General features: G+C 67.6%; 26 protein-coding genes and 2 pseudogenes. 12 read left to right on the forward strand and 16 right to left on the reverse strand.

Annotation, left to right across the window (positions count from 1 at the left end; translation table 11 throughout):
* Positions 1-77: 77 nt before the first annotated feature.
* The 3 genes from AYX06_RS18600 (at position 78) to AYX06_RS18610 (ending at position 2,668) form a co-directional block, all read left to right on the forward strand.
* The gene (locus AYX06_RS18600; RefSeq protein ID WP_062737424.1) at positions 78-563 is read left to right on the forward strand and encodes a GNAT family N-acetyltransferase; all 486 of its coding nucleotides are present in this window, start codon (positions 78-80) and stop codon (positions 561-563) included.
* Positions 564-752: 189 nt separating this feature from the next.
* Positions 753-1,391: a class I SAM-dependent DNA methyltransferase gene (locus AYX06_RS18605; protein WP_084271842.1), complete on the forward strand. Its 639-nt coding sequence runs from the start codon at positions 753-755 to the stop codon at positions 1,389-1,391.
* Positions 1,392-1,657: 266 nt separating this feature from the next.
* Complete coding sequence (locus AYX06_RS18610; RefSeq protein ID WP_062737426.1) at positions 1,658-2,668, forward strand: IS481 family transposase; 1,011 nt, start codon at positions 1,658-1,660, stop codon at positions 2,666-2,668.
* On the opposite strand, the gene AYX06_RS18615 is transcribed toward AYX06_RS18610, so the two are convergent.
* The 6 genes from AYX06_RS18615 to AYX06_RS18640 all read right to left on the reverse strand — a co-directional run bounded on the left by AYX06_RS18615 (position 2,649) and on the right by AYX06_RS18640 (position 7,816).
* Positions 2,649-3,386, reverse strand: a complete 738-nt coding sequence (locus AYX06_RS18615) for an alpha/beta fold hydrolase (RefSeq protein WP_062737427.1) — start codon at positions 3,384-3,386, stop codon at positions 2,649-2,651. The two genes, AYX06_RS18610 and AYX06_RS18615, sit on opposite strands and share 20 nt — an antisense overlap.
* Before the next feature lie 122 nt (positions 3,387-3,508).
* A complete protein-coding gene (locus AYX06_RS18620; RefSeq protein WP_062737428.1) occupies positions 3,509-4,105 on the reverse strand; it encodes a GNAT family N-acetyltransferase in 597 nt (198 codons plus the stop codon).
* Positions 4,106-4,321: 216 nt separating this feature from the next.
* Positions 4,322-4,744, reverse strand: coding sequence for an ASCH domain-containing protein (locus AYX06_RS18625; RefSeq protein WP_232319491.1), 423 nt, complete (start codon positions 4,742-4,744; stop codon positions 4,322-4,324).
* A gap of 151 nt (positions 4,745-4,895) precedes the next feature.
* On the reverse strand, positions 4,896-5,402 hold the full coding sequence (locus AYX06_RS18630) for a GNAT family N-acetyltransferase (protein ID WP_062737430.1): 507 nt from the start codon (positions 5,400-5,402) through the stop codon (positions 4,896-4,898).
* Between the two features lie 123 nt (positions 5,403-5,525).
* On the reverse strand, positions 5,526-7,136 hold the full coding sequence (locus AYX06_RS20035; RefSeq protein ID WP_062737431.1) for a DUF6297 family protein: 1,611 nt from the start codon (positions 7,134-7,136) through the stop codon (positions 5,526-5,528).
* Entirely contained in the window at positions 7,133-7,816 is a 684-nt protein-coding gene (locus AYX06_RS18640) for an ABC transporter ATP-binding protein (protein ID WP_186815703.1), read from the reverse strand. Before AYX06_RS18640 ends, AYX06_RS20035 begins: the two co-directional genes overlap by 4 nt.
* 229 nt (positions 7,817-8,045) lie before the next feature.
* Here AYX06_RS18640 and AYX06_RS20305 point away from each other — a divergent pair, with 229 nt between their 5' ends.
* Entirely contained in the window at positions 8,046-8,420 is a 375-nt protein-coding gene (locus AYX06_RS20305) for a hypothetical protein (RefSeq protein ID WP_062737433.1), read from the forward strand.
* A gap of 548 nt (positions 8,421-8,968) precedes the next feature.
* The gene (locus AYX06_RS18650; protein WP_062737434.1) at positions 8,969-9,793 is read left to right on the forward strand and encodes a carbonic anhydrase; all 825 of its coding nucleotides are present in this window, start codon (positions 8,969-8,971) and stop codon (positions 9,791-9,793) included.
* A 274-nt stretch (positions 9,794-10,067) separates the two neighbouring features.
* Here AYX06_RS18650 and AYX06_RS20655 read toward each other — a convergent pair.
* Positions 10,068-10,211: pseudogene (locus tag AYX06_RS20655) on the reverse strand (IS5/IS1182 family transposase); the annotation flags it as partial.
* A gap of 75 nt (positions 10,212-10,286) precedes the next feature.
* On the opposite strand from AYX06_RS20655, the gene AYX06_RS18655 reads away from it, so the two are divergent.
* Entirely contained in the window at positions 10,287-10,736 is a 450-nt protein-coding gene (locus tag AYX06_RS18655; protein ID WP_261775456.1) for a hypothetical protein, read from the forward strand.
* A 117-nt stretch (positions 10,737-10,853) separates the two neighbouring features.
* On the opposite strand, the pseudogene AYX06_RS18660 reads toward AYX06_RS18655, so the two are convergent.
* The 8 genes and pseudogenes from AYX06_RS18660 to AYX06_RS18695 form a co-directional block, all read right to left on the reverse strand.
* Positions 10,854-11,918, reverse strand: a pseudogene (locus AYX06_RS18660) (IS630 family transposase).
* Between the two features lie 50 nt (positions 11,919-11,968).
* Entirely contained in the window at positions 11,969-13,111 is a 1,143-nt protein-coding gene (locus AYX06_RS18665) for a calcium/sodium antiporter (protein ID WP_062737459.1), read from the reverse strand.
* A gap of 434 nt (positions 13,112-13,545) precedes the next feature.
* On the reverse strand, positions 13,546-14,139 hold the full coding sequence (locus AYX06_RS18670; RefSeq protein WP_112254385.1) for a hypothetical protein: 594 nt from the start codon (positions 14,137-14,139) through the stop codon (positions 13,546-13,548).
* Complete coding sequence (locus AYX06_RS18675) at positions 14,132-14,590, reverse strand: helix-turn-helix transcriptional regulator (protein ID WP_307725512.1); 459 nt, start codon at positions 14,588-14,590, stop codon at positions 14,132-14,134. The genes AYX06_RS18670 and AYX06_RS18675 overlap by 8 nt, the downstream gene beginning before the upstream one ends.
* A 422-nt stretch (positions 14,591-15,012) precedes the next feature.
* Positions 15,013-15,501 carry a hypothetical protein gene (locus AYX06_RS18680; protein ID WP_147017984.1) on the reverse strand — a complete coding sequence of 163 codons (489 nt, stop codon included), beginning with the start codon at positions 15,499-15,501 and terminating at the stop codon, positions 15,013-15,015.
* Positions 15,498-16,601 carry a TerC family protein gene (locus tag AYX06_RS18685; protein ID WP_084271846.1) on the reverse strand — a complete coding sequence of 368 codons (1,104 nt, stop codon included), beginning with the start codon at positions 16,599-16,601 and terminating at the stop codon, positions 15,498-15,500. The genes AYX06_RS18680 and AYX06_RS18685 overlap by 4 nt, the downstream gene beginning before the upstream one ends.
* A gap of 507 nt (positions 16,602-17,108) precedes the next feature.
* Entirely contained in the window at positions 17,109-18,251 is a 1,143-nt protein-coding gene (locus AYX06_RS18690) for a calcium/sodium antiporter (RefSeq protein ID WP_062737460.1), read from the reverse strand.
* Between the two features lie 101 nt (positions 18,252-18,352).
* Complete coding sequence (locus AYX06_RS18695; protein WP_062737461.1) at positions 18,353-18,946, reverse strand: recombinase family protein; 594 nt, start codon at positions 18,944-18,946, stop codon at positions 18,353-18,355.
* 240 nt (positions 18,947-19,186) lie between these two features.
* Between AYX06_RS18695 and AYX06_RS18700 the strand changes: the two genes are divergently transcribed.
* The 6 genes from AYX06_RS18700 (at position 19,187) to AYX06_RS18725 (ending at position 25,934) form a co-directional block, all read left to right on the forward strand.
* Positions 19,187-19,666, forward strand: a complete 480-nt coding sequence (locus AYX06_RS18700; protein ID WP_062737438.1) for a hypothetical protein — start codon at positions 19,187-19,189, stop codon at positions 19,664-19,666.
* A gap of 39 nt (positions 19,667-19,705) precedes the next feature.
* Positions 19,706-19,798 carry an Lsr2 family protein gene (locus AYX06_RS20040; RefSeq protein WP_147018010.1) on the forward strand — a complete coding sequence of 31 codons (93 nt, stop codon included), beginning with the start codon at positions 19,706-19,708 and terminating at the stop codon, positions 19,796-19,798.
* A 347-nt stretch (positions 19,799-20,145) separates the two neighbouring features.
* On the forward strand, positions 20,146-21,492 hold the full coding sequence (locus AYX06_RS18705; protein WP_232319487.1) for a S8 family peptidase: 1,347 nt from the start codon (positions 20,146-20,148) through the stop codon (positions 21,490-21,492).
* A 46-nt stretch (positions 21,493-21,538) separates the two neighbouring features.
* Positions 21,539-22,794 (forward strand): IS3 family transposase gene (locus tag AYX06_RS18715; protein ID WP_147018050.1). Its coding sequence is split into 2 segments (ribosomal slippage): positions 21,539-21,812 and positions 21,812-22,794, totalling 1,257 coding nucleotides; the frame shifts between segments, so codons are not numbered across the junction.
* Between the two features lie 68 nt (positions 22,795-22,862).
* Positions 22,863-25,316, forward strand: coding sequence for a DEAD/DEAH box helicase (locus tag AYX06_RS18720; protein ID WP_062737440.1), 2,454 nt, complete (start codon positions 22,863-22,865; stop codon positions 25,314-25,316).
* A gap of 288 nt (positions 25,317-25,604) precedes the next feature.
* Positions 25,605-25,934, forward strand: coding sequence for a histone-like nucleoid-structuring protein Lsr2 (locus AYX06_RS18725; protein WP_062737441.1), 330 nt, complete (start codon positions 25,605-25,607; stop codon positions 25,932-25,934).
* Positions 25,935-26,425: 491 nt separating this feature from the next.
* Here the strand turns inward: AYX06_RS18725 and AYX06_RS18730 are convergent, their stop codons facing one another.
* Entirely contained in the window at positions 26,426-26,833 is a 408-nt protein-coding gene (locus AYX06_RS18730) for a hypothetical protein (RefSeq protein WP_062737442.1), read from the reverse strand.
* Positions 26,834-26,868: the final 35 nt, after the last annotated feature.

Below are 26,868 nucleotides of genomic sequence, written 5' to 3' on the forward strand. Positions count from 1 at the left end.
GCCACGGGGTGACCATGGATCACCCGGTGCCGGATACGGTGACAGGGGCCCCGCTCCTACTTCAAAGGTCTTGCCCCATGCCCACCCGCCCTTCGATCACTCTGCGCCCGTTCCACGAGGCGGACACTGCTTTCTTCACCGGCCTGGCCACCGACGAGCGAGTGACCCGCTTCGTCGGTGACGGTCGCCCCTGGGCGCCGCAGGCCATCCAGGACCGTCTTCGTGCCGCGCTGCAGCAGCAGCCGGTCGAGCAGGGTGGGGCGGTCCGGTGGTTCATCGCTGAAGAAGAGGGCGAGGCGGTCGGCCTCGTGGTCACCACCCGGTGCGATGCGGGCGTGGAGATTGGCTACTGGGTGTCCCCACAGCACTGGGGGCGCGGGGTGGCCGGAGCCATGGTCGACCTGGCCGTGGCCACGGTCCCGGACGTCTACGGTCGGGTCCGGTTGATCGCCTGGGCCGCTCCGGCCAACACCGCCTCGACCCGGCTGCTCACCCGCCGCGGCTTCGAGCTCGAGGCCAGCCAGGACGGCCTGGACCGCTACGTGCTGGCGCACACGCAGTAGCACGCACCGGCCACCGCGAAGCACCGCCTGCACCGGAGCGGCCATGGGGCCATGCTGCGTTCCGGACGGGCGCTGCACGCTATCTGAGCCCCGCTGGGGCCCTCCAGAGCACGCCCGGACCCATCGATTCACCACACCGAAGGCCGGCAAGGCGCCCAGTGGCTACCGCGGTGTGGGAGGCTGGCCGGCGTGGGAACCCAACCCGGCTACGACGAACTGGCCGAACAGTACGAGCTCACCTTCCCGGACCCGTTCCAGACACCTTTGGAACGGCATGCGGTCGCCGCCTTCACGGACATGGTCCTGGTCCACCACGGCGAGGGCACCGTGGTGGACATCGGGTGCGGGACCGGACACGTCACCGCCGACCTCGCCCACCGCGGTCTGGAGGTCGTGGGGATCGATCCGTCAGAAGCCATGCTGGGCATCGCCCGCAGGTCCCACCCCGAGGTGGCGTTCCGGCGCGGTGAGGCCAATCTAAACGAATCCCCGGAGTTGACCGATCGGCTGGTTCCGCTGTGGGGTGTGCTGGCCCGGTTCAGCCTGATCCACGTCGATCCCCACCGGATCGGTGGCGTGCTTGATTCCTGGGCCCAGCGCATGCCGGTCGGCGGCGTGGTGCTCCTGGCCTTCCAGAGCACCGATGGCGAAGGGCAACCGGCGGTGCCGTTCGATCACGCGGTGGCACCAGCCTGGCGCTGGCACCCCGACGAGATGAGCGCACGGCTTGCCCGGGCCGGGTTCGACGAGGCCTGGCGCACGGTGAGCCGGCCGGACCCGCTGCACCGCTTTCCCGAGTGCCACCTGGCCGCCACACGTCGCCGCTGACAGCACTCCCTCCTGCCACCGGTGGTGCAGGAAACGAAGGGTGCTTTGCTGCCCGACCGGTGCACCCGCTGTCAGGACATGGCGCGCAGGGCCTCGCGCAGCTCGACGGTCCACTCCTCGACGGGGTCCAGGTGAGCATCATGGGTCCCACTAGATGTTGTGGGTCATGACGTTCTTGGCGCGGGTGCGTCGATGAGATGAGGAACGGGCTCCTCGTCACAGGATGGAAGTTCCTACACCGTCCATCCGCGCGAGAGAGCCCGTTCATGACCCACGTTAATGCACCCCTGACCCCGACCGGCCGGCTGCGCATGGTGTTGCGCCACCTCGAGGACGGGATCCCGATGGCCCACGTGGCCGCGGAGTTCCGGGTCTCTCGCCCGACCGTGGCCACCTGGGTGGCCCGCTACCTCGAGTCCGGCGAAGCCGGACTCACCGACCGGCCCTCGACCCCGCGACGCAGCAGCACCCGCACCCCGGCTGCGGTCGTCGAGCTCATCGAGGCGCTCCGCCGGGGCCGCAAGTGGTCGGCGCGGCGCATCCACCGCCACCTGGTCGACCTTGCCGTGACGATCAGTCTGCGCACCGTCGGCCGCTGGTTGCACCGACTCGGGATCTCCCGGCTGCGCGACCTCACCCCTGAGGGCGAGAACTCCCGCAGGACCCCGGGACGGATTCGCGCCGCCTGGCCCGGGCACATGGTCCACCTGGATGTGAAGAAGGTCGGCAAGATCCCCGACGGCGGCGGCTGGCACGCCCACGGCCGTGGCAGCGCTCAGGCGAAGAAGTCCAAGCGTGGGCCCGGAGCGAAGGTCGGCTACACCTACCTGCACTCGGCCGTGGACGGCTTCTCTAGGCTGGCCTACACCGAGGCCCTCGCCGACGAGAAAGCGGTGACCACGATCGGGTTCTTCTGCCGGGCCAGGGCCTTCTTCGCCGCCCACGGCATCTCCCGGCTGCACCGGGTCGTGACCGACAACGGCGCCAACTACCGGGCCAAGGACTTCACCCGCTGCGTGGAAGCCCTGGCCGGCCGGCACCAGCGCATCAAGCCCTACACGCCGCGGCACAACGGCAAGGTGGAGCGATACAACCGCCTGCTGGCCGACGAGGTGCTCTACGCCCGTCCCTACGCCAGCGAGCAGGCCCGCCGGGACGCGATTGGGGTGTGGGTGAACCACTTCAATTACCATCGGCCGCATACCGCCTGTGGTGATCAGCCTCCGGCCTCACGCGTCCCGGCCCGTGCCAATAACGTCATGCCCTCTTACAACTAGACAGATCGACCCGTCGGGTGCCCGCACGGGCTGCGACGAAGGCGTCCTGCCGGGCGGAGGTGAACATCGACTCCGCGGCGAAGACGACCGTGGTCGGGGCTCTCACCGCCGCCCAATCCGCCCACCGCGGGACGTGCACCGCCTGGAGAACGGCTTCCATGACGGCTGGGTCGAACCGGGGCCGATACCCCTCAGCTGTGGGTTCCAGATCCGCCGCCCAGGCCCGGGCCAGAGCAGTCGCTCCGAGAAAAGCGGTGGCCTCGGCCCGGGAGGCGAAGGGCGCGGGCCAGGAGCCGAAGAACTCCCCCACCGCGGCTGCTTCGCCCGGGTCCCCGCCGTGCACATCGGCTTCCAGCAGCACCAGACCGGACACCCGATGCGGGTGGCCGGCGGCGGTGAGCACCGCGGTGTGCGCCCCCATGGACTGGCCTACCAGCACCACCGATTGAGCGGGGGCCACCACATCGAGCACCGCGACGACGTCGTCCACGAAGGCCTGTCGCCCGGTGTCGTCCGGCACCCGGGTGCTGTGCCCGTGTCCGCGCTGGTCCACTAGCACGCACCGGTGCTCGGGCCACAGCTCTCGGGCCGAGGGCACGAGTTCTTGGGCGCTGCCGGCCAGTCCGTGCAGGAACACCACCACCGGGGCCGCACCACCGGTGTCCAGATAGCTGATCCGCGCCCCGGGCCGTTCCACCACCGAGCGTACGAGCTCCACTGCCTCGCCCTTCCTTCCGCAACCCTTGTGGTCCAGCACGCTCACGGTAGTACCGCTTGCCCTGTCGTCCACCGGCGTTGTCACCGTCCCGGGATCATGCTCCCGGCACGACACCGGGGCGTTCAGCCCGGGAGGCGGGTGCGCAGCTTCTCGGTCAGGGACAACCGCACGGTGGGCCACTCGCTGTTGATGATGGAGAACACCACCACATCGCGCATGGTCCCGTCACGCCACAGGTCGTGATTGCGCAGCACCCCGTCCTGCTTCGCGCCCAGGGCGGCGATCGCCCGCCTCGACCGGTGGTTGTGCCAGTGCGTGCGGAGCTCCACCGCGATGCACTCCAGGGTCTCGAAGGCGTGGGTGAGCTGGAGCAGTTTCACCTCGGTGTTGACCCCGGTGCCCTGGACACTGGGGGCGATCCAGGTGGAGCCGATTTCCAGGCGCCGGTGATCGGCACGGATGTTGAGGAACGTCGTCATCCCCACCGCCCGCCCGTCGCCGGCCCGGATCGTCCACGGCACGATGTGACCGGTCCTGTGCTTGGCCAGCCGCTTCTCGATCTCCGCGCCCATCGCTTCCGGGGCAGGCAGGCGAGTGTACCAGAGCTGGTAGAGGTTCTCCTCCGCGACCGCTTTCGCCAGTTCCGCGGCGTGCTCCGGCGCAAGTGGCTCGAGGGTGGCCACAGTGCCGGTGAGCGTGGGGATCGCCAGGAAGTCCATGCCGCCAGGCTACTGAACGTCAGAACAGCCCCACACGCACCACCACGCTGCTCACGAAGTCGGGCCGGAATCAGGAAACCCTGATGCAGGGTGTCGCGGTGCCCGTAGCCGCCCTCACAAGTGGCCGGTAGTGGGCCACATGTAAACCAAAAGGCCTTGTGCTGGTGGTGCGCTGGAGTGGTGTCGGCGGCACACCGCAGAGCCGGATCGATGGGATCACTTCACCGGGTCCGGGAGGAGCCGGAAGCGTTCCAGCACCACAAGCGTGTCGTCGTCCACGTCGCGCCCCGGGACCTCGGCGCACGCCTCCGGCGGCGCGGCCGTCCAGAACTCCTCGTGGGCCTCCCGCCACTGGGCCACGCTGCGGTGCCCCTCGCCCTCGGCCAGCACGTGCTCCCATGGCACCTCGGCCAACCGCATCGTGGCCACCTCGGTGATCTCCAAGGTGGCGACCACCCGCCCGGTGGAGTCGATGAGGGCCTGACATTCGCCGAGACGCGGCAGGGGCTGGCCCTCGGCGTCGTAGTCACCCAGCAGCGACGATGTGCCGGTCTTCGCGCCGGACCGGATCAGCTGGACGAGGCGGTCCCGCAACGGTCCGGGGGTCGCGAACTCGGCCACCGGCATCGATTCATCCATGGCTCGAGTATGCCGCCCGACGACCTCAGAAGAGCGCACTCGACCTCACGGGCAACTCGCTCACACAGGATTCGAGCGCCCATCAGCGGACCCCTACCGGAACGCGGGACGAGCCAACCGTGGTGTGGTCTCCATCCCTCAGCGGTCGTCGTTAGGCCGACGCGGATGTGTCCACCCAAAAACGGAGTTCGCCCTCGTGGTTGATTCCGTCGGCGACTCCGCCGTTACGGCGCACGACCGTCAAGGACGCCTGATTGTCCGGGGCGACGGTCAGCAGGGCGCGGGCGATACCGAGTGCCGTGCACTTGCCCAAGGCGGACCGAAGCATCTGGGTGGCGTGCCCCTGGCGCTGCCACGGATAAACGACGTGATAGCCGATGTGCCCACCGCCCTCGTCCTCGGTCAGTTGGTGGCGAATGACCACCGAGCCGATGTAGTACTCGGCGGAGGCGAACCAGAGCAGTTCCGTGGGAACGCCCCATCGCTGTCTGACGCCGACACGATCGTCCACGAACCGATCGAAATCAAGGCTGGCCTCACGAAGCCATGCCGTGTCGGATCCGCGGCGCATCATGTCGGCCTGTTCTCCCACGAGATACGAGGTCCTGACCCGAACGCACGGCGTGGTCAGTATCGGCGGTTCCTGCAACGTGATCATCCAGCAAGGGTAGAGGGGTGGTCCGGATCACCGTCCGCAGGGACAACCCCTAATGCACCAGGGGATCACGGTGGGCGTGGCTGGGCTCGACCGTGGCCCTCGGGTGCCCGCCCGGTCCGGGGCTCAGTGTTTCCGGTCGGTGCTGATCGCCAGGGCCACGGCGGTGGCCGTCAGGGCGAGGGCGGCGACCAGGGCGATCGGCCAGACGGTGGGGTGGAGCAGTACGGTGGCGGGTGCCGTCAGCAGGGCGGGCACCAGGATGAGCCCCCGGCTGTAGCCGATCAGTTGGGTGACGGGCACCGGCCCCAGCGGGGTGTCAATCGGGGGTTGAGTGTGGTCCGGTGTCGGGGCCAGGGCGCGGTAGAGGCCGGCCGCGCCGATTCCGGCCCCGGCCACGGCACCGAGAAGCAGCAGCACCCCCCAGCTGGTGCCGGCCGCGAGCCCGCTCAGCAGGGCCACGGCGGCCAGGATCGCGGTGTTGAGCGCGCACGGGATGACCAGGTGCACCAGCGCCGCTGCGGTGGGTCCGATCGGCAGGTTCCGTTCGGCGGCGGCCCCGGCGCGCAGATCACCCAGATAGGCCGTGCCGCGGTTCAGCCCTCGGTATCCCACCACCAGCAGCGCAGTCCAGCCGGCGAGCACCGCGGTGTGGGCGAAGGAGGCCAGCAGCACCATGGTGAGCCCGAGGTCCACGATCAGGCTGGCCCGCCACCGGGTGGTGCGCAGGGCGGTGAGCGAGGCGAACAGCACCACCGTGTGCGGCCCGGTCACCCAGCCCGGTGTGCTCCCGGGCAGTCCCCGTACCCCGGTCACCGTGGTGGGGGCCAGCGCGGCGGTCAGGTCGTGGGTCGACAGCAGGGCCACGGCGTTGCTCAGGTGCCGGGTCCGCGCCCCGGTCTCCCGCAGCTGAACCCCGTTCAGGGTCCGGGCCCACCGCAGCGCCCAGACCCAGAACAATCCGGCCAGCACCGCCAATGCTCCTGCGACTGCCACGAACCACGGAGGCGGCGGGACATCCCACCGGGCCATGGCCCACTCCTGGGTGCCGGCCAGCACGACCAGCACAGCACCCAGGGCCAGGAACCACCCCGCCCAAGGGCGAGACCGCAGCGAGGCCGGCACCTCGCGGGCGGTCTGGGCCCAGACGGCGACCCCGACCGCACTGATCCCCAGGCCGGCCCAGCACACCAGCTGTGCGGGTACCTGCCACCACGGCGCACCCCACCCGGCCGCCGGCCCGGCGCCTGCCAGTAGCAACAGGCCGGTGCCGCCGACCAACGCCCCGGCCACAGCCGCCACCCACAGCGTCCGGCGCACGGCCCGGATCGGTTCCTGTGCTCCGGCCCCGGGCAGCGGCCACACCCACAGCATTCGCTCCGGGGACACCCCGACCGGTCCCAGTCCGCGCAACAGGTCCACGGCCCCGACCCAGGCCGCCCCGAGCAGCACGGCGGCTCCGAGCACCGGTACCCCGGCCCCCACCCAGGCGCCCGCCGGGCGGTGCAGCGTTCCGCCGGGGGAACCGGCGTCCACCAGGTCCGCCAAGGAGGCCCCGAGACCGACGATTCCGGCGACCGCCCAGGCCACCAGCACCACCGTGACGAACAGCCCGGTGTACGCATCGACGAACCGATCCGCACCTCGAGCCCGCCCGCGAGTCCGTGCCCGGGCGCCTCGCAGGAACACCTCGATCTCGGCGGGCCCGGCAGGCTCCACACCGGCACCGGCCGTCACGACCGGCCCTCCCGTTGCGGAGCAGGCACGACCGGTGCCAGGGCATCGTCGGAGTCGATGGTCAGCACGGTGGTGCCCACCGTGGCCGCCAGCGACGCGTCGTGGGTGGCGATCAGCAACCCCGCCCCCGCCTGCCGGGCAGCGACCAGACGATCGGCCAACCGGGACCGCATCATCGCGTCCAGGCGCTGTTCGGGCTCATCGAGCACCAGCAGCTCGAACGGGCGGATCAGTGCCGCAGCCAGCAGCGCCCGCCGGCGCTGACCCGAGGACAGAGCGAACGGCGAGACGTCCACCCGGTCCTGTAGCCCGAACTCGGCCACCGCAGCGGCGGCCACCACCGGCGCATCGGCCACCCCGTGACCGCGCAGCACCAGTTCCAGGTGATGACCCACCGACACCCCGGGCAGAAACGCGTCCTCGTCGAACAGACAGCTCACCGCCCGGCGGTAGACCAGCGAGTTCTCCACCACCGGCCCACCCTTCAGCCATCGATCCCCGCTCACCGGAGCCTGCTGGCCCACCGCCGTGCGCAGCACCGTGGACTTGCCCGCCCCATTGGCCCCGCGCAGCACCACCGCCTCCCCCGCACCCACCTCGAAGCTGACCCCGGCGGTCACCGGCACCCCGGCATAACCACACACCAGCTCACGAACGGACAAAACAGGGGCGCAACTCACGGACAAGAGCCTTTCAACGGCAACACGGCCACCCCATTCTTCCCCGATGCCATCGCCTGCAGCTCCCCCGCCGGCCGGATATCCACCACCGTCACGACCGAGCATCACCCCCAGCTGCACACTCAGGAGCCCGGGACCGTCCTGCGACAGGCCGGGCGGGGCAGGGTGCCTTGGACGAACCGCGCTTCTCGTAGTGTGGATAAGACCAACCGCCTGGAGGTTTTTCGCGATGACCGACGAGATCGCCGGCCTCGTCCCGCTGCTCTTCGCCCTGATGGTCCTCCCCGCGATGAGCATCCCGGTGGTGCGCTGGGCTGCCGAGGATGCACTCGGGCGCAACGGATCGGCGGGCATCCGTACCCGCCACACCAAGGTCTCCGATGAGGCCTGGGCTGCCGGCCATGCCGCAGCCCTGCCCGTGGTGCGGAAGATGTGGCCGGTAGCCGCGATAGGGCTACCGACCGCACTGGTCGTTCAGGTTCTTGGTGGCGGGTATACCGGCACCGCGGTGGCCGCCGTCGCGCTGATCTGCGAGGTCGTGGTGCTGTTGCGCTCTGCCGGTGCCGCCAACTGCGCCGCACGCGCGGTCACCGCCAGCAGGTGAGCGTCTGTGGCCAGCTCCGTTTCTAACCCTCATCGCAACGCGAGTGTCCGGTAGCCGGCCATATGTAAAGCAACGACGAGGTCGAGTTTCTGTGCTCGGGCGCCTTCGTTGAGCGACGAACCACCGAAAGGCGCACGCTCAAAGAGCGTTCGCCGCTGCCTGAAGCGATACCTCGCCCGCCAGGTCTATCGCCACCTCAACACCGTTGCCCCAACCGACCCCGCCAGGGCTGGACATGCAGAGGAGATCCTGCGACATGGGCCAGCTCACCCACGAGCGGGCCGACCTACGGCGGGCTTGGAAGGCCAACTTCACCACGTTGCGTTCGGGGACGCCAGGACATGTGGAAGCTATCGACCCCGCGGGAGCACCCCTGAGCAGGCGTTAGTGTGTGGGAGAAACAAAATGCACTTGCATGCGGTGTGCCCGGGCTTCTCCGCCTTCCGCCCCCTGCGGGACCGGCAGCCTTTCACAGCGCTCCAGTGCGTCAACGAACCCTCTTCAGGGCAGAGCAGAGGCCTGGCCCTGAACCGATCAGAAAGGCCGGAATGCGTAGCCCTTCGACGGACACCCGGAAGACAGTCATCGCAAGCTCCAGCGCGGTACTGCTGGCGATGATCACCGGATGCGCCGACGACGCCACCCCTGATGCTTCGTCCCCGGACGCGACTGCGCAGACCGCGCCGGGAGAGGTCCCCGCGCAGTGGTCCTATGAAGGGGCTACCGGCCCGCAGCACTGGGGTGAACTCGAGGACGAGTTCACGACCTGCAGCACCGGAGCGGCTCAGTCACCCATCGATGTCCCCAGCGACCCGGTGCTGTCCTCCGCACCGATCGAACTCGACTACACGAACTCGGACTTCCAAGCCCGCGACACCGGGCACACGGTCGAGCTCGAAGCGACCTCGCCCCAGAACATCACGGTCGACGGGACCGAATACACCTTCCAGCAGATGCACTACCACGCCCCGTCCGAGCACACGCTCGACGGCGCCGACTATGCGGCCGAGTTCCACTTCGTGCACCGGTCGAACGATGGTGATCTCGCCGTCATCGGGGTGCTGGCCGCAGAGGGAGAGAACAACCCCGCCTGGTCACCCGTCATCGAGGCAGTACCCGCTGCACAGGACGAGGACTCGGCTGAGGTGACGGGGTTGACGCTGTCGTCCCTGCTCCCCGAGTCCTTGGATCACTACGAGTACGACGGCAGCCTGACCACTCCACCGTGCAGCGAGAGCGTGCGCTGGCTCCTGCTGCAGAGCCCGATCGAGCTGGGCGCGACCCAGATCAGCGAGCTCCGCTCCGCGCACTCGGACAACAACCGTCCGACACAACCGCTGAACGATCGAGAAGTTGCCCAGATCGATCAGTGAGTCACCCTCGAGTGAGTCCCGCCCAGCGTAATCCAGCGGCGGAGGCCCCCGGTGGTGAGGCGGCTGCACCTGCGCAGACGGCTCCGGCGGTCGTCGACGAAGGGATCACCCGCAGGTCACCGTAGCCGCAGAATCCGTCCCCCACCGGGGTGTTCCACTCGTTTTAGGAACGCGGGCCTAAAACCTGGTCTCATAACTTCGTTGCCTGGCGCAGTCGCCGGAGGTTGATGAGCGTGACGGCGAGCATGAGCAACGGCAGCAGCGTGGCTTAGCTGCGGTCGTAGCGCAGTCTAAAATGCTTGAACCGAGGGACCCAGGAGATGGTGCGCTTCACGACCCAGCGGTGCCGGCCGAGATGGGTCTCGGGCTTGATCCCGCGTCGAGCGATCCGAACCTTGATCCCTCTCCGCTGCAGGTAAGGGACTGCCGCACCGACAGGTGACAGCAGATGATGCGGCAGTCCCCTCGTAGAGGTCGAGGTGATCGCGATCCGTTGAACCAATTCGTCGTGTTCCGTGGTGAATTGATCCCGCTGCTGTCGGATCCGGAAGAAAGGAACCCCTACATGACCGCCCTTACTCTCCTCGTTGGAGCAGTCCTCACACTCGCCGGGGTCGCCGGCTACGCGCTTTCGGGCGCTGCCAGCCTCACCGCACTCATCCCCAGTGCGATTGGAGTGCTCCTGCTGATCTGCGGGCTCCTGGCAAGGAACGCGAAAATGCACCGGCACGCCATCCACGCGGGCCTGCTGATCGCTCTGCTGGGCGTGCTCGGATCTTTGCGGAACGTGGCGGGAATCGGCGAGGTGCTCGCCGGAACCGCTGAGCGTCCCGCGGCTGTCATCCTGAGCACCGTCATGTTCCTGGTGCTTGCGCTCTACCTCGCCCTCGGCATCGGCTCCTTCATCAAGGCCCGGCGCCCGAAGGCCGCACCAGGCCGGTAGTCCGCACGCGGGTGGACAGGCGGAGAAATGATCGGCCGTCTCTTGTTTGTGTCGACGGCAGGTGACCACTGACCCCGTGGCGGCAGACGAACTCAACGGTGGGTTCCAATGGCCTGTCTATGAAGTCGTTGAGCGGTTGGCCTTCTTCAGGCTCTCGGTGCCGGTTTCGGTCCATATGAAGGGGGTGGCAGCAGTCGTTCCAGCCGGTGACGAAGGCGCTGATCTTGGCGTTGAGCTCGGGCACGGAGACGACGTCGGCCCGGTGCAGGGCCTGGCGTTCGATGATCCCGAGCCAGACCTCCACGAGGTTCAGTCACGACGCCGAAATGGGTGTGCAGTGCACTCGGAACCGGGGGTTCTCCGCCATGCCAGGCCTTCACCTCGGGGGTCTTGTGCACCGCGTAATTGTCCATCACCAGGTGCAGCCCCTGGCCCGGGTAGGCCCGGGCGACCTGCTTGAGGAAGGCCAGGAACTCCTGGCGCCGGTGCCGGGGCTTGCACGCGGCCGTGACATGACCGGTGGCGATCTCCAGCGCGGCGAACAAGGTCGAGGTCCCGTGCCGGATGTAGTCGTGGGTACGGGCTGCAGGCTTGCCCGGCTGCATCGGCATCCCCGTTGCCGTGCGTTCCAGCGCTTCAATCTGGGACCTCTCATCCACGCACAGCACCACCGCGTTCTCCGGCGGGGCCAGATAGAGCCGCACCACGTCGACGACCTTGGCCACCAGCTGAAGGGTCTGTGGAGAACTTGAAAGTGCCCTCCCGCCACGGCGCCATCCCGTACTCCCGCCAGGCTTTCGCCACCGTGGTGTGGTCAATCCCCAACCGGGACGCCAGCAGGCGGGAGGATCAGTGCGTGATCCCGAGGTTCTTCGGCGGCGGTCTCAGCGTGGCAGCCACGATCACCCGGTGGTCGATCCGCCGCGGCCGCCCTGATCGGTCGTGGTCGGCCAGCCCGGCCATGCCTGCCTCGGTGTAGCGGGCCCGCCAGGCGATCACCGTGTTGCGGGCCGTGCCCACCTTCTGCGCGATCTCGGTGTTGGAGACCCCGTCGGCAGCCAGCAGCACGAACCTCGCCCGCTGCGCCAGCCCCGCCCGCACCGAGGTGGAGCGCACGAGCCTCTGCAGCGTCTCCCGGTCGCCCTGGCGCAACAGCAGCGGGGCCACAGGATGGTTTCCCACAACTCATGATCCCACCGCACCAACCGCTGAGGAACTTCGACCCCTTGGCACTAGGACGAGCTCGGGGTTCCTCCGAGGCTCTGGCGCCTCCTGCGCAGCCCGAGCTCATAGGAGGTGAAGGCGATCAGGGTGACGACCACCAGCGGCAGCACGAACCACGCCATGACGGCCGTGAACCCCTCCAAGGCGTCGTGGGCGGTGGCGGCGAGAACGACGTAGCCGGTGTACGCCAGGTACAGAGCCACGAACAGGGCGCCCTCCCACCGGGCGACCGCGAAGCCGGTGAACGCCACGGGCAGCAGCGCCAGGGCGGCGGCCAGCATCACCGGGATGTCGAAGGCCACCGCGGCACTTGCAACGGGAATGCCTTCGGGGGAGATCAGGGCGGGCAACCCGAGCACCACCCCGATGTTGAAGATGTTGCTGCCCACCACGTTGCCCACCGCCAGGTCGCGTTCCCCGCGGCGCACGGCGATGATCGAGGTTGCCAGCTCGGGCAGCGATGTCCCCACGGCCACCACTGTCAGCCCCACCACGAGGCTGCTCACGCCCAGGGTGGTGGCGATGTTCACCGCGCCCTCGACGAGCAGCGTGGCCCCGCCCACCAACAGGGCGACTCCGAGCACCACGAGCAGAACCGACCTGGGAGTCGAGGCGGGAGGCGGCTCCTCGCGCTCACCGATGACGTCAGGCACCGACGAACCCATGGCCGACCCGGCAGCGTGGGCTGAGATTTTGGTGTCGCGCCGGCTGATGACGACGGTCAGCACCGTGTGCGCGACCACCGCGCAGAAGAGGATCAGCCCATCCACCGCACTGATCACCCCGTCCAGGGACACGAGCAGCACCCCAACGGACAAGACGACCATCAAGGGCACGTCGAAGCGCAGCAGTCTTTGCCTGACTACCAAGGGGAGAACCAGGGCGGAGAGCCCGAGAATGAACAGGACGTTGACGATGTTGCTGCCCACCACGTTGCCCACAGCCAGCCCCGGCTCATCACTCAGCACGGCGCCCACGGTCACGGCCAGCTCCGGGGCCGAGGTGGCGGCCGAGACCACGGTGAGCCCGACCACCAGCGAGGAGATCCCCACCCGCCGGGCCAGGGCCGAGGCTCCCCGCACCAAAAATTCTCCACCAAGGACCAGCAACACCAGCCCGGCAACGATCCGTCCCACATCGACAACATCCATGGGCAGGATTGTACGGACCACACCCCGGCTCCGAAGTCCCTGCCCAGAGGCGCCGTCCCGGCGGTGACCGCACCGGCCACGCCCGCGGCAGCGTCAGCGTCAGCGTCAGCGTCAGCGTCAGCGTCAGCGTCAGCGTCAGCGTCAGCGTCAGCGTCAGCGTCAGCGATAAGATACCCGGGACGGTGGAGCCCCGTGCCGGCGACCGTCTCCATGTCGGACCGCAACGGCTGGAGACGGGTCAGGGCTTCAGTCGCTCTCGGGGCCGTTGCCTCCGGGCCGCGCAGGGGTGCCGACGTGTCGCTGAAGCGTCATCGTGGTCCTGGGGGTGCGATCGGGGCGGAAGTGACCCTCGGCGCCGCCGACGTGGGCCGGCGGGGCTTATTGGTCGCCTCGGAATCGCTGGAACAGGCCCAGCCAGAGCGTGTCATGCGTCCTCAGCCGACTCGGAGCATCGGCTGGCCCGCACCCCTGTCGGCGCCGGCCGGCAGCTCACCGATCACGGCGCGCCAGGAGGCGTTCATCGCCTCGAAGTGCTCCCGCTCGAACCCGTGGCGACCGGTCAGATCGGCGAAGCCGGCGGCCAGAAACGGTGGGGTGATCGCGTCGGGGTCCTCCAGACGGAGCCGCTGGAAGGAGTTCCGGACCCGGGCCATGGTCCAGCCCCACATCTCGGCTCGCCCGCTCAGCGCCACGGCCCGTGACAGGGCGTGGACGGCCTCTGAGTCGATGTCCCCGTCCGGGCGCATCCGGGCGGCCACCGCCCTCGCGCTGGTGGACCCGGCCTCGTGGAGGGCGTCGATCATCTGGCTCACCACCGTGCGGGTTCTGGTTCGTGCGGCCAGCCCGGTGCGGTGCAGCACGGTCTCCTGGTTGTGCGTGTCCAGCAGGGTCAAGGCGTCGAGGGAGGCGAGCGGGTCATCGACGGCGATCACGAGCTCCTCACCCACCAGGTCCAGGCGCACGGTGAGCCCGTCCAGGTTCAGCGTTGCTTCAAGACGTCGCTCTGCGCGGGGCGGGACGTCAGACACAGGAGGCTCCTTCTCGTGCTGGGGGTGTGTTCGCGGCAGGTGGGGTGGTGGCGTCGCCGGCGATGGTGGGCCCCGGTGGGGAGGCCGGGCCCAGGACGGCCAGCAGCTCTCCGATCTCGTGGGCGGAGAGTGTGGGGTGGCGGAAGTGCTGATGCTCATCGATGGTGTAGTGAGTGCGGCGACCTTGCTTGCGCCGGGTGATGAAGCCGGCTTCCTCGAGGTCTTTGAGGATCATCAGGGCCGCCCGTTCAGTGATCCCCACCAGGGCCGCGATGTCGCTGACCCGCACGTCCCCACCCCGGGCCACGACGAGCAGAACGTGGCCGTGGTTGGACAGCAACGTCCAGGACGGGCGCCGGGACGGACCGGGGTGCACCGCCCCTGGTCCGGTGGACCGGTCCCGGGGCTGGGACGAAGTTCCGGGGGCACCGGGGTGGGAGCTGGAGAGCAATGTCGGGGTCCTTCCCCTCGAAAATGGTGGGAGCGCGCTGGGTGGCGCCCACGGGTCCGGGTGCTGATCGCACCCGCGTGCACCCCGGGACGACTACTGCAGCGACGGGACGAGGCCCAGGGAGATGAGGCCGACGGCAACCACTGACGCGGCGGCAGCCAGGAATCCGGTCGAGACGGCGATCAGGCCCCAGGGGCGTGACCGCCTGGAGTGCCGGGGTTCGGGGGTCTGAGCGTTCATGACAGGCCTTTCAATGGTGCGGCCGGTAGTCGTTGCCGGTCCGCGGAGCTGGTGGTGTCCGTTCCTGGGTTGCGGTCACTGCACGTCCTGCCCGGGGCGCCTCGTCGAGTCGCCGGGGTGCCGGAGCGCGTCCGACAGGGGAGGTGCCGCTGCCGGCCCGGGGCGCTTCGTCGGGGACGGTCTCACAGCTGGGCCAGTCTGCGAGAGCGCGCCGGGCGGTGCACGCGAAACATGGAGCCGCCGGCCTCGGCCACGAGCACGACCTCGGTTCCGTGCCGCACCGTGGGCACCGGAACCTCCGCCGGGGTGACGACCACGGCCGCCCCGATCGTGTGGGCGGCATGGGCCACAGCGATGGCTCGCACCTGGTGGGCCCGGTGGAAGGAACAGCGCCGGTGCCACACCACCTCCACCCGGGCGGGGATCCCCGCACTCTCCGGCGCCGGGGTCGTGCGGGCGGCGACGGCCTCGGCCTCACGCAGCGCTTCCCGGCGGACCCGGGCAGCGATCACGGCGTCGGAGGTGAAGGCCGAGCGCAGCACCGGCACCAACAACACCAGCGGACGGTCCTCTTCGGCGGCGAGCCGTACCGCGTAGCAGGCCACGGTGACGGCCTCAGGGCCGTCGGTGATCACCGCAGCCACGCAACGACGGGGGGCGAGGGCAGTCATCGGAGGTCCCTGTCGTGGTGGTGGGCGGACTCGGCGTCGCGGGCGGACTCCTCCGTCTCCTCCAGCTGCTGCGGGACAGGGGAGCGGGAGGGCCGGCGGCGACCCCAGACGGGCTCCAGGGCGGCGTCCTCGGCCTCGGTCGCGACGTGGAAGGGCGGGTTCGCCGGCGCGGGCAGCGCCTGACGACCCTGGCCACGGGTGGCGCGCAGACTCAGGATGATCGAGACGGTGATGATCGTGGCCACCACGGCCAGGGAGATCGGCGTGGGGATGTAGAAGAGGTCAATCTTCAGCAGCATCTTGAGGCCCACCCAGATCAGCACCAGGGCCAGCCCGGTCTTGAGGTAGATGAAGCGGTGGATCAGATCCGCCAGCAGGAAGTACATGGCCCGCAGCCCCAGGATCGCGAACGCGTTGGCGGTGAAGACCAGGAACACCTCGTCGGTGACGGCGAAGATCGCCGGGATGGAGTCCACGGCGAAGACGACGTCGGTGACCTCGATGAGCACCAGCACCGCCAGCAGCGGGGTGGCCAGCAGCACCCCGTTCTTCCGGACGAGCAGCTTCTGCCCGTGGTAGGCATCCGTCATGGGCACCCAGCGGCGGAAGGCGCGCAGCACCGCGGAGCTCTCCGGGTCCAGGTGCTCTTCGCGCTGGCGGATCATCTTCCACCCGGTGAAGAGCAGGAACGCGGCGAAGACGTAGAGGATCCAGGAGAAGTTCTGGATCAGCACGGCACCGGCGGCGATGAAGATCCCGCGGAACACCAGCGCGCCCAGCACGCCCAAAAACAGCACCCGGTGCTGGAACGCCCGGGGCACGGCGAAGTAGCTGAAGATGATCGCCCACACGAAGACGTTGTCCACGGCCAGCGACTTCTCGATCAGGTAGCCGGCGAAGTACTGCTGGCCGAATTCGGCACCCCAGACCCTCCAGACGAGGACTCCGAAGGCGACGCCGAAGGCCACCCACACCCCCGACCAGGCCGCGGCCTCGCGCACACCGATGACGTGGGCACGGCGGTGGGCGAACAAGTCGATGGCCAACATCACCACGATGAAGCCGAGCACCGCGGCCCATACCCAGAACGGGACATCCATGAGAAAAACCTTCCGGTTGTCAGCAACAAACCGGAGGTCTCTCCCGGCCCTCACGGGCCCGCCTGCCGGGCCCTCACGGACCGCAATGACGACAGGACGTCGGCGGGATACTCCCCTCCCCAGTCCGACAAGTGAAGCATATTTCGCCTATCCGGGCAAGACCCGCCTCTGCCGCTTATCCGGAGGGCAGTCGACGTTAGCCCACGGCGTGAAACATGGTCGATGCTGATTCCACAACTGGAGGTCCCCCGGACCGACCGTGGGGTCGTGGCTGGACATGGGTGACTCCTCGGTTTCGGGGCTCGCGAGCGTGCTTACACCGACCAGACTTCCCGGCTCACCAGATCGTCAGTCCACGGAGACGGTAGGCCGACCGACAGCCACCACCCGCCGGACCGCCTCTGGATTACCCACCGCATGGGGCCCTTTCGAGCAGTCGAACGTGGGCGACGGCGGATGCATCCAGGCTTGGTCACCGCCTCGTCGAGCAGTACGAAGGCCCTGTGATCAGGGTGAGTTCGTGGTTCCTACGCGGCGCTGGCGCCCCTTGCGCAACCCGATTTCATAGGAAGTGAACGCAAGCAGGGTTACTGCGATCAATGGCAGGACGAACCACGCCATGGTCGCGGTAAAGCCCTCCAGCGCATCGTGCTCGGTGGCGGCGAGAACGACGTAGCCGGTGTACGCCAGATACAGGGCCACGAACAGGGCACCCTCCCACCGGGCTACCGCGAAGCCGGTGAACGCCACGGGCAACAGGGCCAGGGCGGCGGCCAGCATCACCGGCATGTCGAAGGCCACCGCAGCACTTGCGACGGGAATGCCCTCGAGGGAGATCAGGGCGGGCAACCCGAGCACCACCCCGATGTTGAAGATGTTGCTGCCCACCACGTTGCCCACGGCCAGATCGCGTTCGCCTCGGCGTACCGCGATGATCGCGGTTGCCAGCTCGGGCAGTGCAGTCCCCACGGCCACCACGGTCAGACCGACCACGAGGCTGCTCACGCCCAGCGTGGTGGCGATGTTCACCGCGCCTTCGACGAGCAGCGTGGCCCCGCCCACCAACAGGGCGACCCCCAGCACCACGAGCAGGACCGACCTGCCGGCTGAGGTGGCAGGCGGCTCCTCGTCCTCTCCGGCGACATCGGCAGCAGGTGAGCTCCCGGCCGACCCCACGGGACGGACCGGGGACTTCGCCTCCCGCCGGCCGAGAACAACGGTCAGCACACCATGCACCACCACCGCGGAGAACAGGACCAGCCCATCCACCGCGCTGACCAGCCCATCCAGGGACACGAGCAGCAATCCGACCGACAGGGCCACCATCAGGGGCAGGTCGAAGCGCACCAGCCGCTGCTTCACGACCAAGGGGATGACCAGTGCGGAGAGCCCGAGAATGAGCAGGACGTTGACGATGTTACTGCCCACCACGTTGCCCACAGCCAGCCCCGGCTCATCACTCAGCACGGCGCCCACGGTCACGGCCAGCTCCGGGGCCGAGGTGGCGGCCGAGACCACGGTGAGCCCGACCACCAGCGAGGAGATCCCCACCCGCCGGGCCAGGGCCGAGGCTCCCCGCACCAAAAATTCTCCACCGAGGACCAGCAGCAGCAGCCCGGCAACGATCCGCCCTATGTCAAGAAGGTCCATGGGCAGGAGTGTACGGATCACGTCCGGACCCGAAGGTCCCGCCCTGATCCACCGTTCCGGCTACGACATACGCATCACGACCTCCACAGGAGAAGACAGACTCAGATCGTCGTCGCTTGCGGCAGCTCCCGGATCCTCCGGTAGAGCGTGGCCCGGGACATGCCAAGATCGCGGGCAACCTGGGTGGCCGGCTCCCCACCATCGATCAGCCGCAGAGCGTTGCGGATCTGGGAGTCCGTGAAGGTTTGCCGGCGCCCACCGAGAGCCTTGCCGGCCGCCCGGCGCTTGGCTACCGAGTCGCTGATCCGCTCCCGCTTGATCTCCAGCTCCATCTGGGCCAAGGCGGCCATCACAGTGAACACCATCGACCCCATCGGGGTGGCGGTGTCCACGTCTCCCCCACCGAGGTTCAGCACCCGCAACCCGGCACCTCTCCCCCGCAGTGCCTCGGCGAAGATGAGCATGTTCTGCGTCGACCGGCCCAATCGGTCCAGGGTGGTGATGACCAACGTGTCACCCTCCTCGAGCGCGGCCACGGCCTTGTCGAACTGCGGACGCGACGCACGGCCTCCAGACACTCCACTGTCCACGTAGATGTCATCGCGCCGCAGATCTGCAGCCATGAGGTCAGCCACTTGGCGGTCAGCGTCCTGCTGCCGCGTCGACACACGTGCGTACCCGATCAGCTTCCCCACGTCCACCCCATCTGTCTCGCAACTAACGTTGAGCATCCAATTCTAAAGGCATGGATAAAGCACAAGGATGCGAGACGGGCCGAACCGCGGAAACATGCGGGCGCAAATTTTCCGGACGAGACGTCTCGCATCCCTTGCCTTCGGAGACACACCCGATGAGTCGCGCCTGACTCGCGGGTGAATTCATGCAATGGTTACGATGAAGCTCACCGTTGTTAGTCATGTGCCATAGGAGGACCGATGCCGTTCGAGGTGTTCGACAAGAGGATGACTCCGCTGGCCAAGGCGCCGAGCGTGACAATCCAGAAGCGCGGAGTGATCTCGCTGAACAAGGCCGCCCACGATCTCGTCGGCAACGCCGAGACGGTGGAGCTGCTCTACGACCGTGACCGCCAAGTCATAGCACTGCGCGCCACTGATGACTCCTCTCCACATGCCTATGCGGTGCGCAACGGGTCCAGGCGTGGGCCGGGGCAGGCGATCGTCTCGGCCACGGCCTTCACTGCCCACTACGGCATCGACACCACCGCCACCAGGCGATGGAAGCCCTTTGTGGAGGACGGCATGCTCTGCGTGGACCTCACGACCGAGGGAACCATCATCACGGGCAACCGCATCAAGACCACAGCTCCAGCAGATGCCGTGGAACCGGCAGAGGCCTCGACCGATGACGAGGTTTCCCCTGAAGTGATCACCGACGAGGGCCCCAACCACAACTAAGCGCACTTTCCCACTCAGGCACCGCGAGGAACACCACCCATGGCTCAGAAAGCCAAAGTGCACCTCAAGGACGACCTTGACGGCGGTGCCGCCGAGGAACCCATTCCGTTCAGCCGCGCCGGCAAGAATTAGGTGACGAGAAGGTCAGAACCGCCGATTTTTCGGTGACTGAGCATGATCCCTCGCCGGTTTCTCCCAGCACTTCAGTGCCCTGGGCAGAGTCTGAGGATGGTCAGGTCACGCGTGCCACATCCAGGACTTCGGTGATCAGCAGGATTGCCGCTGCACCCCTGCCCGCATTAGAATTTGCCAATGTAACCACCGTTCGTTTCAGGTGGCGACGTCCCCCCACGTCACCGCGAACCACCCCTCCCCCTCACCCTTCTCGGCCGCGTCAGGCCTATCGCTCCGTGCCCTGGTTCGGGCCGGGGTTTCTGAGGTCGAACGGCGGGCGAGCAGATCCCCCCGGAAGGTGCCCCGTGTCCTTTTCTGCCCGTGTGCTCTCGGCCACGCTCTTGTCCGCTCTGACCCTGTCCGCCGTAGCACCGACGGCCACCGCCGCCCCCACACCCCCCACTCAGCTGCGGGCAGATGAACAGGACACCCGCTACCTCGTCCGCTTCGCCCCGGGCACCGACGTCGCCGCCCAGGCGCGAACGTTGCGCGCTCAGGGCAAGGCCGTGGGACGGACCTTCTCCACCGCGGTACGCGCCGCTGTCGTGACCACCACCCCGGCCCAGGCCGCAGCACTGGCACGGTCCCCGCGAGTCGAAGCCGTTGAGCGGGACCTGCCGGTGGAGCTGTTCGACACCCAGCAGTCGGCCCCCTGGGGACTGGACCGCATCGACCAGCGCGCCCTACCGCTGTCCACCACCTACACCGCCCCGGCCGTGGGCACCGGAGTGAACGCCTACGTCGTGGACACCGGTGTCCTCACCGCGCACACCGACTTCGGCACTCGGGTCGCCTCGGGCTGGAGTGCCGTGGCCGATGGCCGCGGCACCTCCGACTGCAACGGGCACGGCACCCACGTGGCCGGCACGATCGCCGGCGCGGTCCACGGTGTGGCCAAGGCCGCCACCGTGGTGCCCGTGCGCGTGCTCGACTGCGACGGCGCCGGCTACATGTCCGACGTCGTGGCCGGGCTGGACTGGGTGGCCGCCCACCACACCGCCGGCACCCCGGCGGTAGCAAACCTGAGCCTGGGCGGCGGGGCCAACACCACGGTCGACGCCGCCGTACAAGGAATCATCAACGACGGCGTCACCGCCGTGGTAGCTGCCGGCAACTCCGCCGCCGACGCCTGCAGCACCTCTCCCGCCCGGGTACCAGCCGCGGTCACCATCGCCGCGACCGACACCAATGACCGCCAGGCCTCGTTCTCCAACCACGGCAGCTGCGTGGATCTCTACGCCCCCGGCGTGAACATCGCCTCGGCCGGGCACACCTCCACCACCGCGGTCGCGACCATGTCAGGGACCTCCATGGCCGCCCCCCACGCGGCCGGCGCGGCCACGCTCGTCCTGGCCCAGAACCCGGCCTACACCCCCGCCCAGGTCGCCTCGGCCATCAACGACGGCGCGACCACCGGCCTCGTCACCAACACTGCGACAGGAACCCCCAATCGGTTGCTGCACATCACCCCGGGGGCTGCTACCGCCCCCACGGCCACCAAGCCCGCGGCCCCGACCAGCGTCAAGGCCACCGCCGGCAGCCAGTCCGCCACCGTCTCCTGGACCAAGGGCAGCGACGGCGGTTCTCCCCTAACCGGGCAGATCGTCCACGTCTACTCCGGCGCCCAGAAGATCTTCAGCGGGTCGATCTGAACCGTCACGGGTTTGATGCCGCTTCCTTTCGATGAAGGATGAGGACATGCCCAAGAAGTACGACGCCGAGTTCAAGGCCCGAGCGGTGCGCATGGTGCGCGAGCACCAGCAGGACTATCCGTCGCTGACGGTGGCCTGTCAGCAGATCGGTCAGCAGCTGGATCTGGGGCGGGAGACGCTGCGCAACTGGGTCCGTCAGGCCGAGATCGACTCCGGGGACCGGGATGGAGTCACCACGGCCGAGGCCGAAGAGATCAAGCGGCTCAAGGCCGAGAACAAACGGTTGCGCGAGGCCAACGAGATCCTGCGCAAGGCCTCGATTTTCTTCGCGGGGGAGCTCGACCCCCGCAATCGTTGATCGCCGGGTTCATCGACCAGATGAGGTCCGAAGGCTACGCGGTCGAGTCGATCTGCGCGGCCCTGCGCGAGCAGGGCGTGCCGATCGCCGCGAGAACCTACCGCTCCTGGAAGCAACCCGGTCGGCAGCCTGCCGCGCGCACGGTCAGCGACGCGATCGTCATGGATGTGCTGCTGGCCACCGTGGGCACCCCGGAGGGCCTCTACGGCCGGCGGAAGATGACCGCCTACCTGCGCCGGTGTGGGCTGGCGGTGGCCCACTGCACGGTGGATCGACTGATGCGCTCCCTCGGGCTGGCCGGGGTGGTCCGAGGCCGGCGGGTGCGCACCACGATCCCGGCCAAGGATGGGACGCGGGCGTCGGATCTGCTCAACCGCAACTTCACCGCCGCGGCCCCGAACACCGTGTGGGTCGCCGACTTCACCTACGTGCGCACCTGGGCCGGATTCGTCTACGTCGCCTTCATCGTCGATGTCTTCGCCCAGCGCATCGTGTCCTGGAACGCCGCCACCACCCGCACGACGGATCTGGTGCTCACCTGCCTGCGAATGGGCCGGTGGGACCGCACCCGTCAGGGCCTGGTGCTGCCGGAGGGGCTGATCCATCACCACGACGCCGGGTCCCAGTACACGGCGCTGCGCTTCACCGAGCATCTGGCCCTGGAGGGGATGGCCCCGTCGATCGGTTCGGTCGGGGACGCCTACGACAACTGCCTCATGGAGTCGATCATCGGCCTCTACAAGACCGAGTGCATCCGCCCGGGCCCGTTCGTGAAGGCACCACTGAAAACTGTCAGCGACGTCGAGTACTCCACGCTGGCCTGGGTGGACTGGTACAACACCCGCAGGCTGCACTCCAGCCTCGGCAACGTCCCGCCTGCCGAGTTCGAGGCCGCCCACTACGATCAGATCACTGCGCCCCAGCCGGCGGCGCAGCCCGTATAAAGACGGCAGAGAAGCCGTGACGGTTCAGAGAGCCGAACCAGCAGGCCCTCGCTGCCGTCGCCCGTGCCATGGATGGGGCGGAGCCCGGCGCACAGTTCATCGCTAACCTGGCCACTGGCGTGGGCAAGACCTACATCGCCGGCGGGTTGTTGGACTACCTGTGGCAGGCCGGCGTCCGGAACGTAGTGCTTATTACCCCCGGGTCCACGATCCTGCGCAAGACGGTGGACAACCTCACCCCTGGGCATCCGAAGTACTTGCGTGGGTTGCAGTGCAATCCGCTGGTGGTCACTCTGGACACCCTCGAACGCGGCGAAGTAGGACAGGCTCTGGAGGACGAGTCGCGGTTCAAGGTGTTCGTCTTTACTGTTCAGTCCTTGCTGCGCCCGAATAAGGAAGACAGACGCCGTGCACATTCTCCGCACGAGACTGTTGGGCAGGGTCTCTACGAGTACTTGCAGGGCCGCGAGGATCTGGTGGTGATCGCTGACGAGCACCACGTCTACTACTCCGGATCCGCCAAAAAATTTGAGAGCGCTATCCACGACCTTCAGCCGCTGGCTTTGGTGGGGCTGACAGCTACACCTCACGAGGCGACTAAGTCCGCCGTCGTTTACCGTTACCCATTGTCCGAGGCCATTGCCGACGGATGGGTGAAAATTCCAGTGCTGGTCTCCAGGCAGGACGGTGTTTTTGACACAAGGACCCAACTGGCCGATGGCCTCACCCTGCTCGACGCCAAGGCCGAGGCCATGCGGGCTTACTGCGCGAAGCATCGGAACAAGAAGTACGTGGAGCCGGTGTTGTTCGTGGTGGCTCAGACAATTCAAGAGGCCACGGAATATCGGGATCTTCTGATCGGTAAGGACATGATTGGTGATCCCAATAAGGTCTTGCTGATTACTTCTGAGCAACCCGACGCGACCTTGGCTCAGCTCGACCAGCTGGAGAACCCATCCTCACAGGTGAGGGCTGTCGTCTCCGTGTCAATGCTTAAAGAAGGCTGGGACGTCAAGAACATTTATGTCATCGCTTCGGTGCGGTCGATGGAGTCTCAGCTGCTGACTGAACAAATCCTTGGCCGCGGGCTGCGGTTGCCTTTTGGCGAACGCACCGGTAATCCCATGTTGGATACCGTTGAGGTCCTTTCTCACCACTCGTTCGCTTCCCTGCTCAAGCGTGCCCGCGCGTTGTTGGAGGAGACTTTGGGTGATCGGGTGCAGGAAGCGGCTGTGGTCGCCGATCCGGTGCCGGGGGTCCGGCAAGAGCCCATGCCTTTGGGGCCGGGTGAGGGTAACCAGCTTGGCATGGACCTCTCCTGGGCGATAGATGTCGACGTGCTCCTCCCGGGACCAGCAGCCACCGATCCCCATCAGGATGCGTTGTTCACCTTCAACCCGACGGAGCGCCACGGTGGGGAGCAACAAGCCCATGTGGGCATGAAGCTGTCGACCATTGAGGCCCGTGTAGCCAGTGCCGGCACTGCTACTGCTGTGCTTGAGCGGACTTACACCGCACGAGCAGCTGAAGGGGTCCGTCTGCCCCTGTTCCTGCCGAGAGTGGTCACTCGCTGGGAACGAGATCCTTTCTCGCTGGCACGGGTCAACCTGATGAGCGTCGAAGCCTTGGGCCGTCGGTTCGCCGACGATGATGTTCCCTCTCTGATTCGCAAAGTCCTGGACGCTGAACGCGATGACCAAGGACGGGCGCATACAGTGATCCGCGACGAGGACACGGTGGTAAAAGCCTCAACCCTTCCCATCCCATTCGAGTTGATCGAAAACGACCTCGTCACTCGCCTGATGCGGACGAACGGCATCGAACAGACCATTGCCGAAGCCAACGCGGCCCTCGCCGTCGCCAAGGCGTTCTTGGTTGGTGCCGGCGTCACCGAAGACACCCCCTGGCGCGCTGAGCACGGGCGGTTGGCCACCACGAGACTGACCGAATGGATCACAGACCAACAAACCTCCTCGCCGGCCCGCGAAGTCCGCGAGGTTGAGCACGTTCGGTGGCCCGATCCCGCAGAGCGGACCTTCACGGCTCCACCGCAGGACCACCAGCTCATCACCTCCAGCCGCGACTTTGTGCGCGGCTACCCCTACCGGGGATGGGAACGAGGCGTGTACGAAGTGAACACCTTCGACGCATACTCGACCGAGTTCTCTCTAGCCACCATCTTCGAAAATCCAGCTTCCCGTATCCGCGCATGGGTCCGCATTGATGCAACCGTGCCACTCCGCATCACTTACCTGATCGGAGCGGTCCAACGCAGCTACGAGCCCGACTTCATCGTCGTCGACGAGCACGGGGTCTACTGGATTGTGGAGGGCAAGAGCGACCGGGATATGGCCAGCCCCGAGGTGATCGCCAAGCGCTACGCGGCTCGGGACTGGGTTCACACGGTCAACGCCTCCGCCGATGTGCCCGAACACTGGGCATACCTCCTGGCCTCAGAATCCGTCATCACCAATGCCTCCACGTGGGATGCCGCAAAGAACGGCGGTCAAGCGTTCTCCTGACTGGTGAGTCGAAAGGCAGGGAATTCACTGAGTCGCCGCTGCGGGCCTGTGCCGAGATGCGCTGCACAGCCTAAGACGGTGGACAGCACATATGTGGTAGTCGCCCTGTCGGCGAGGAAAGCGATGGGGAATTTACCGATAGGATAACTGGTGTGCAGAATCGCTCACAACAATCGGCGCCATCTCGACTTCTCCAAAAATGTGCAGGAAAGTAGATCGGTCCCGGCGTTCCGGACCGTGAACGAATATCGCTGAAAGCAACGACGACATCAAGGGAAAGGTGCTGTAATGGCCCAGAGCGTGCAGATCATCCTGGAGGACGACCTGGAGGGTGGTCCTGCTGATGAGACCGTCCAGTTCGGTCTGGACGGCCGGCAGTACGAAATCGACCTGTCCACCGCGAATGCGGAGAAGCTGCGGGAGGCCCTGCGCCCCTACGCCGCCGCTGGCCGGCGGGCGCAGGGCAAATCCGCCCGGACCACCGGGGCCCGATCTTCCTCCGGTGGTAACCCGGAGACGGCGAAGATCCGGGCCTGGGCGAAGGAGAACGGATACGAGGTCTCCGACCGCGGCCGCATCCACCGATCCGTCAAGGACGCCTACTACGCCGCCCAGTAGGCCCCCATTCCCCCACCCGGACGCCCCCGGCCTCCTGGGTGCTCCGAGACAGCAGCGCAGGTGCCGGCGGCCACGGCTGCGGCATCGCAGCGAAACGTCTCGGGACAGGACTCGAGCATGGAGGCCGTCACCGTGGTCTTACCCATGAAAAGACATGTTGTCCAGGCGTAGCGTGGAGGCACCCGTCGCAGATGATCCGCGCCCAGTTCGCCGCACTTTCCGCGCTCGAAGGGTTCTGCGTTTCGGGCATTTTCTGGGGCGGCGGTGCCCGCATCGCCCGTGCGGATGACACCGGACGGGCCCTGCCACCCACCCCCTGGCAGGGCCCGCCCCCGTCATCACCGAGCACAGCTTCCCCACCGCCGACCATGCCTCCACCTGAGAACACGGGTTCTGCTAGCGTCGAGGCGCCCCTGGCCCGAGGGGTAGGTGCCCGATCTCCCCGATCGGTCACTGGAGCGTCCCCGCCCTGCAGGGTGGGGACGCTTTCCCTACTGCTGAGCTGTTCCCTTGCGCAGGTAGATCACACACTGTCGGCGGATGTCGTTGAGCACCCGTAGGGCTGCCGGCAGGCTCAGTCCCAGTGCGCCGTGCTCGTGGGTGTGGACGTAGACGTAGGCGCTCAGGGTCACCGCGCCGTCGTGGGGCCCGTCCCAGTCCTCCACGATCCCGCACAGGGCGGCGGGGTGATGCTGCACCTGCCCAGGGTCGTGGACTTGCAGCAATTCTTCCTCGACGGTGAATTCTCCGTAGAGCACGGCATCGTCGTCGATGACGGTGGTGACCACTCGCGACAAGCCGCCCAGGTCCATCTCGCTCCCCGTCAGCACCTGGCCGTCCAAAACGTTCGCGGTGGTGAGCACCGCGCTTTGATCATGCGGCAACTGATTTACGGACATAGGCCCGTGTCCTTCCGCTCCACTTCTTCCAACGG

Origin of the sequence: Kocuria turfanensis, from assembly GCF_001580365.1 — a bacterium.
Taxonomy (GTDB): Bacteria; Actinomycetota; Actinomycetes; order Actinomycetales; family Micrococcaceae; genus Kocuria; species Kocuria turfanensis.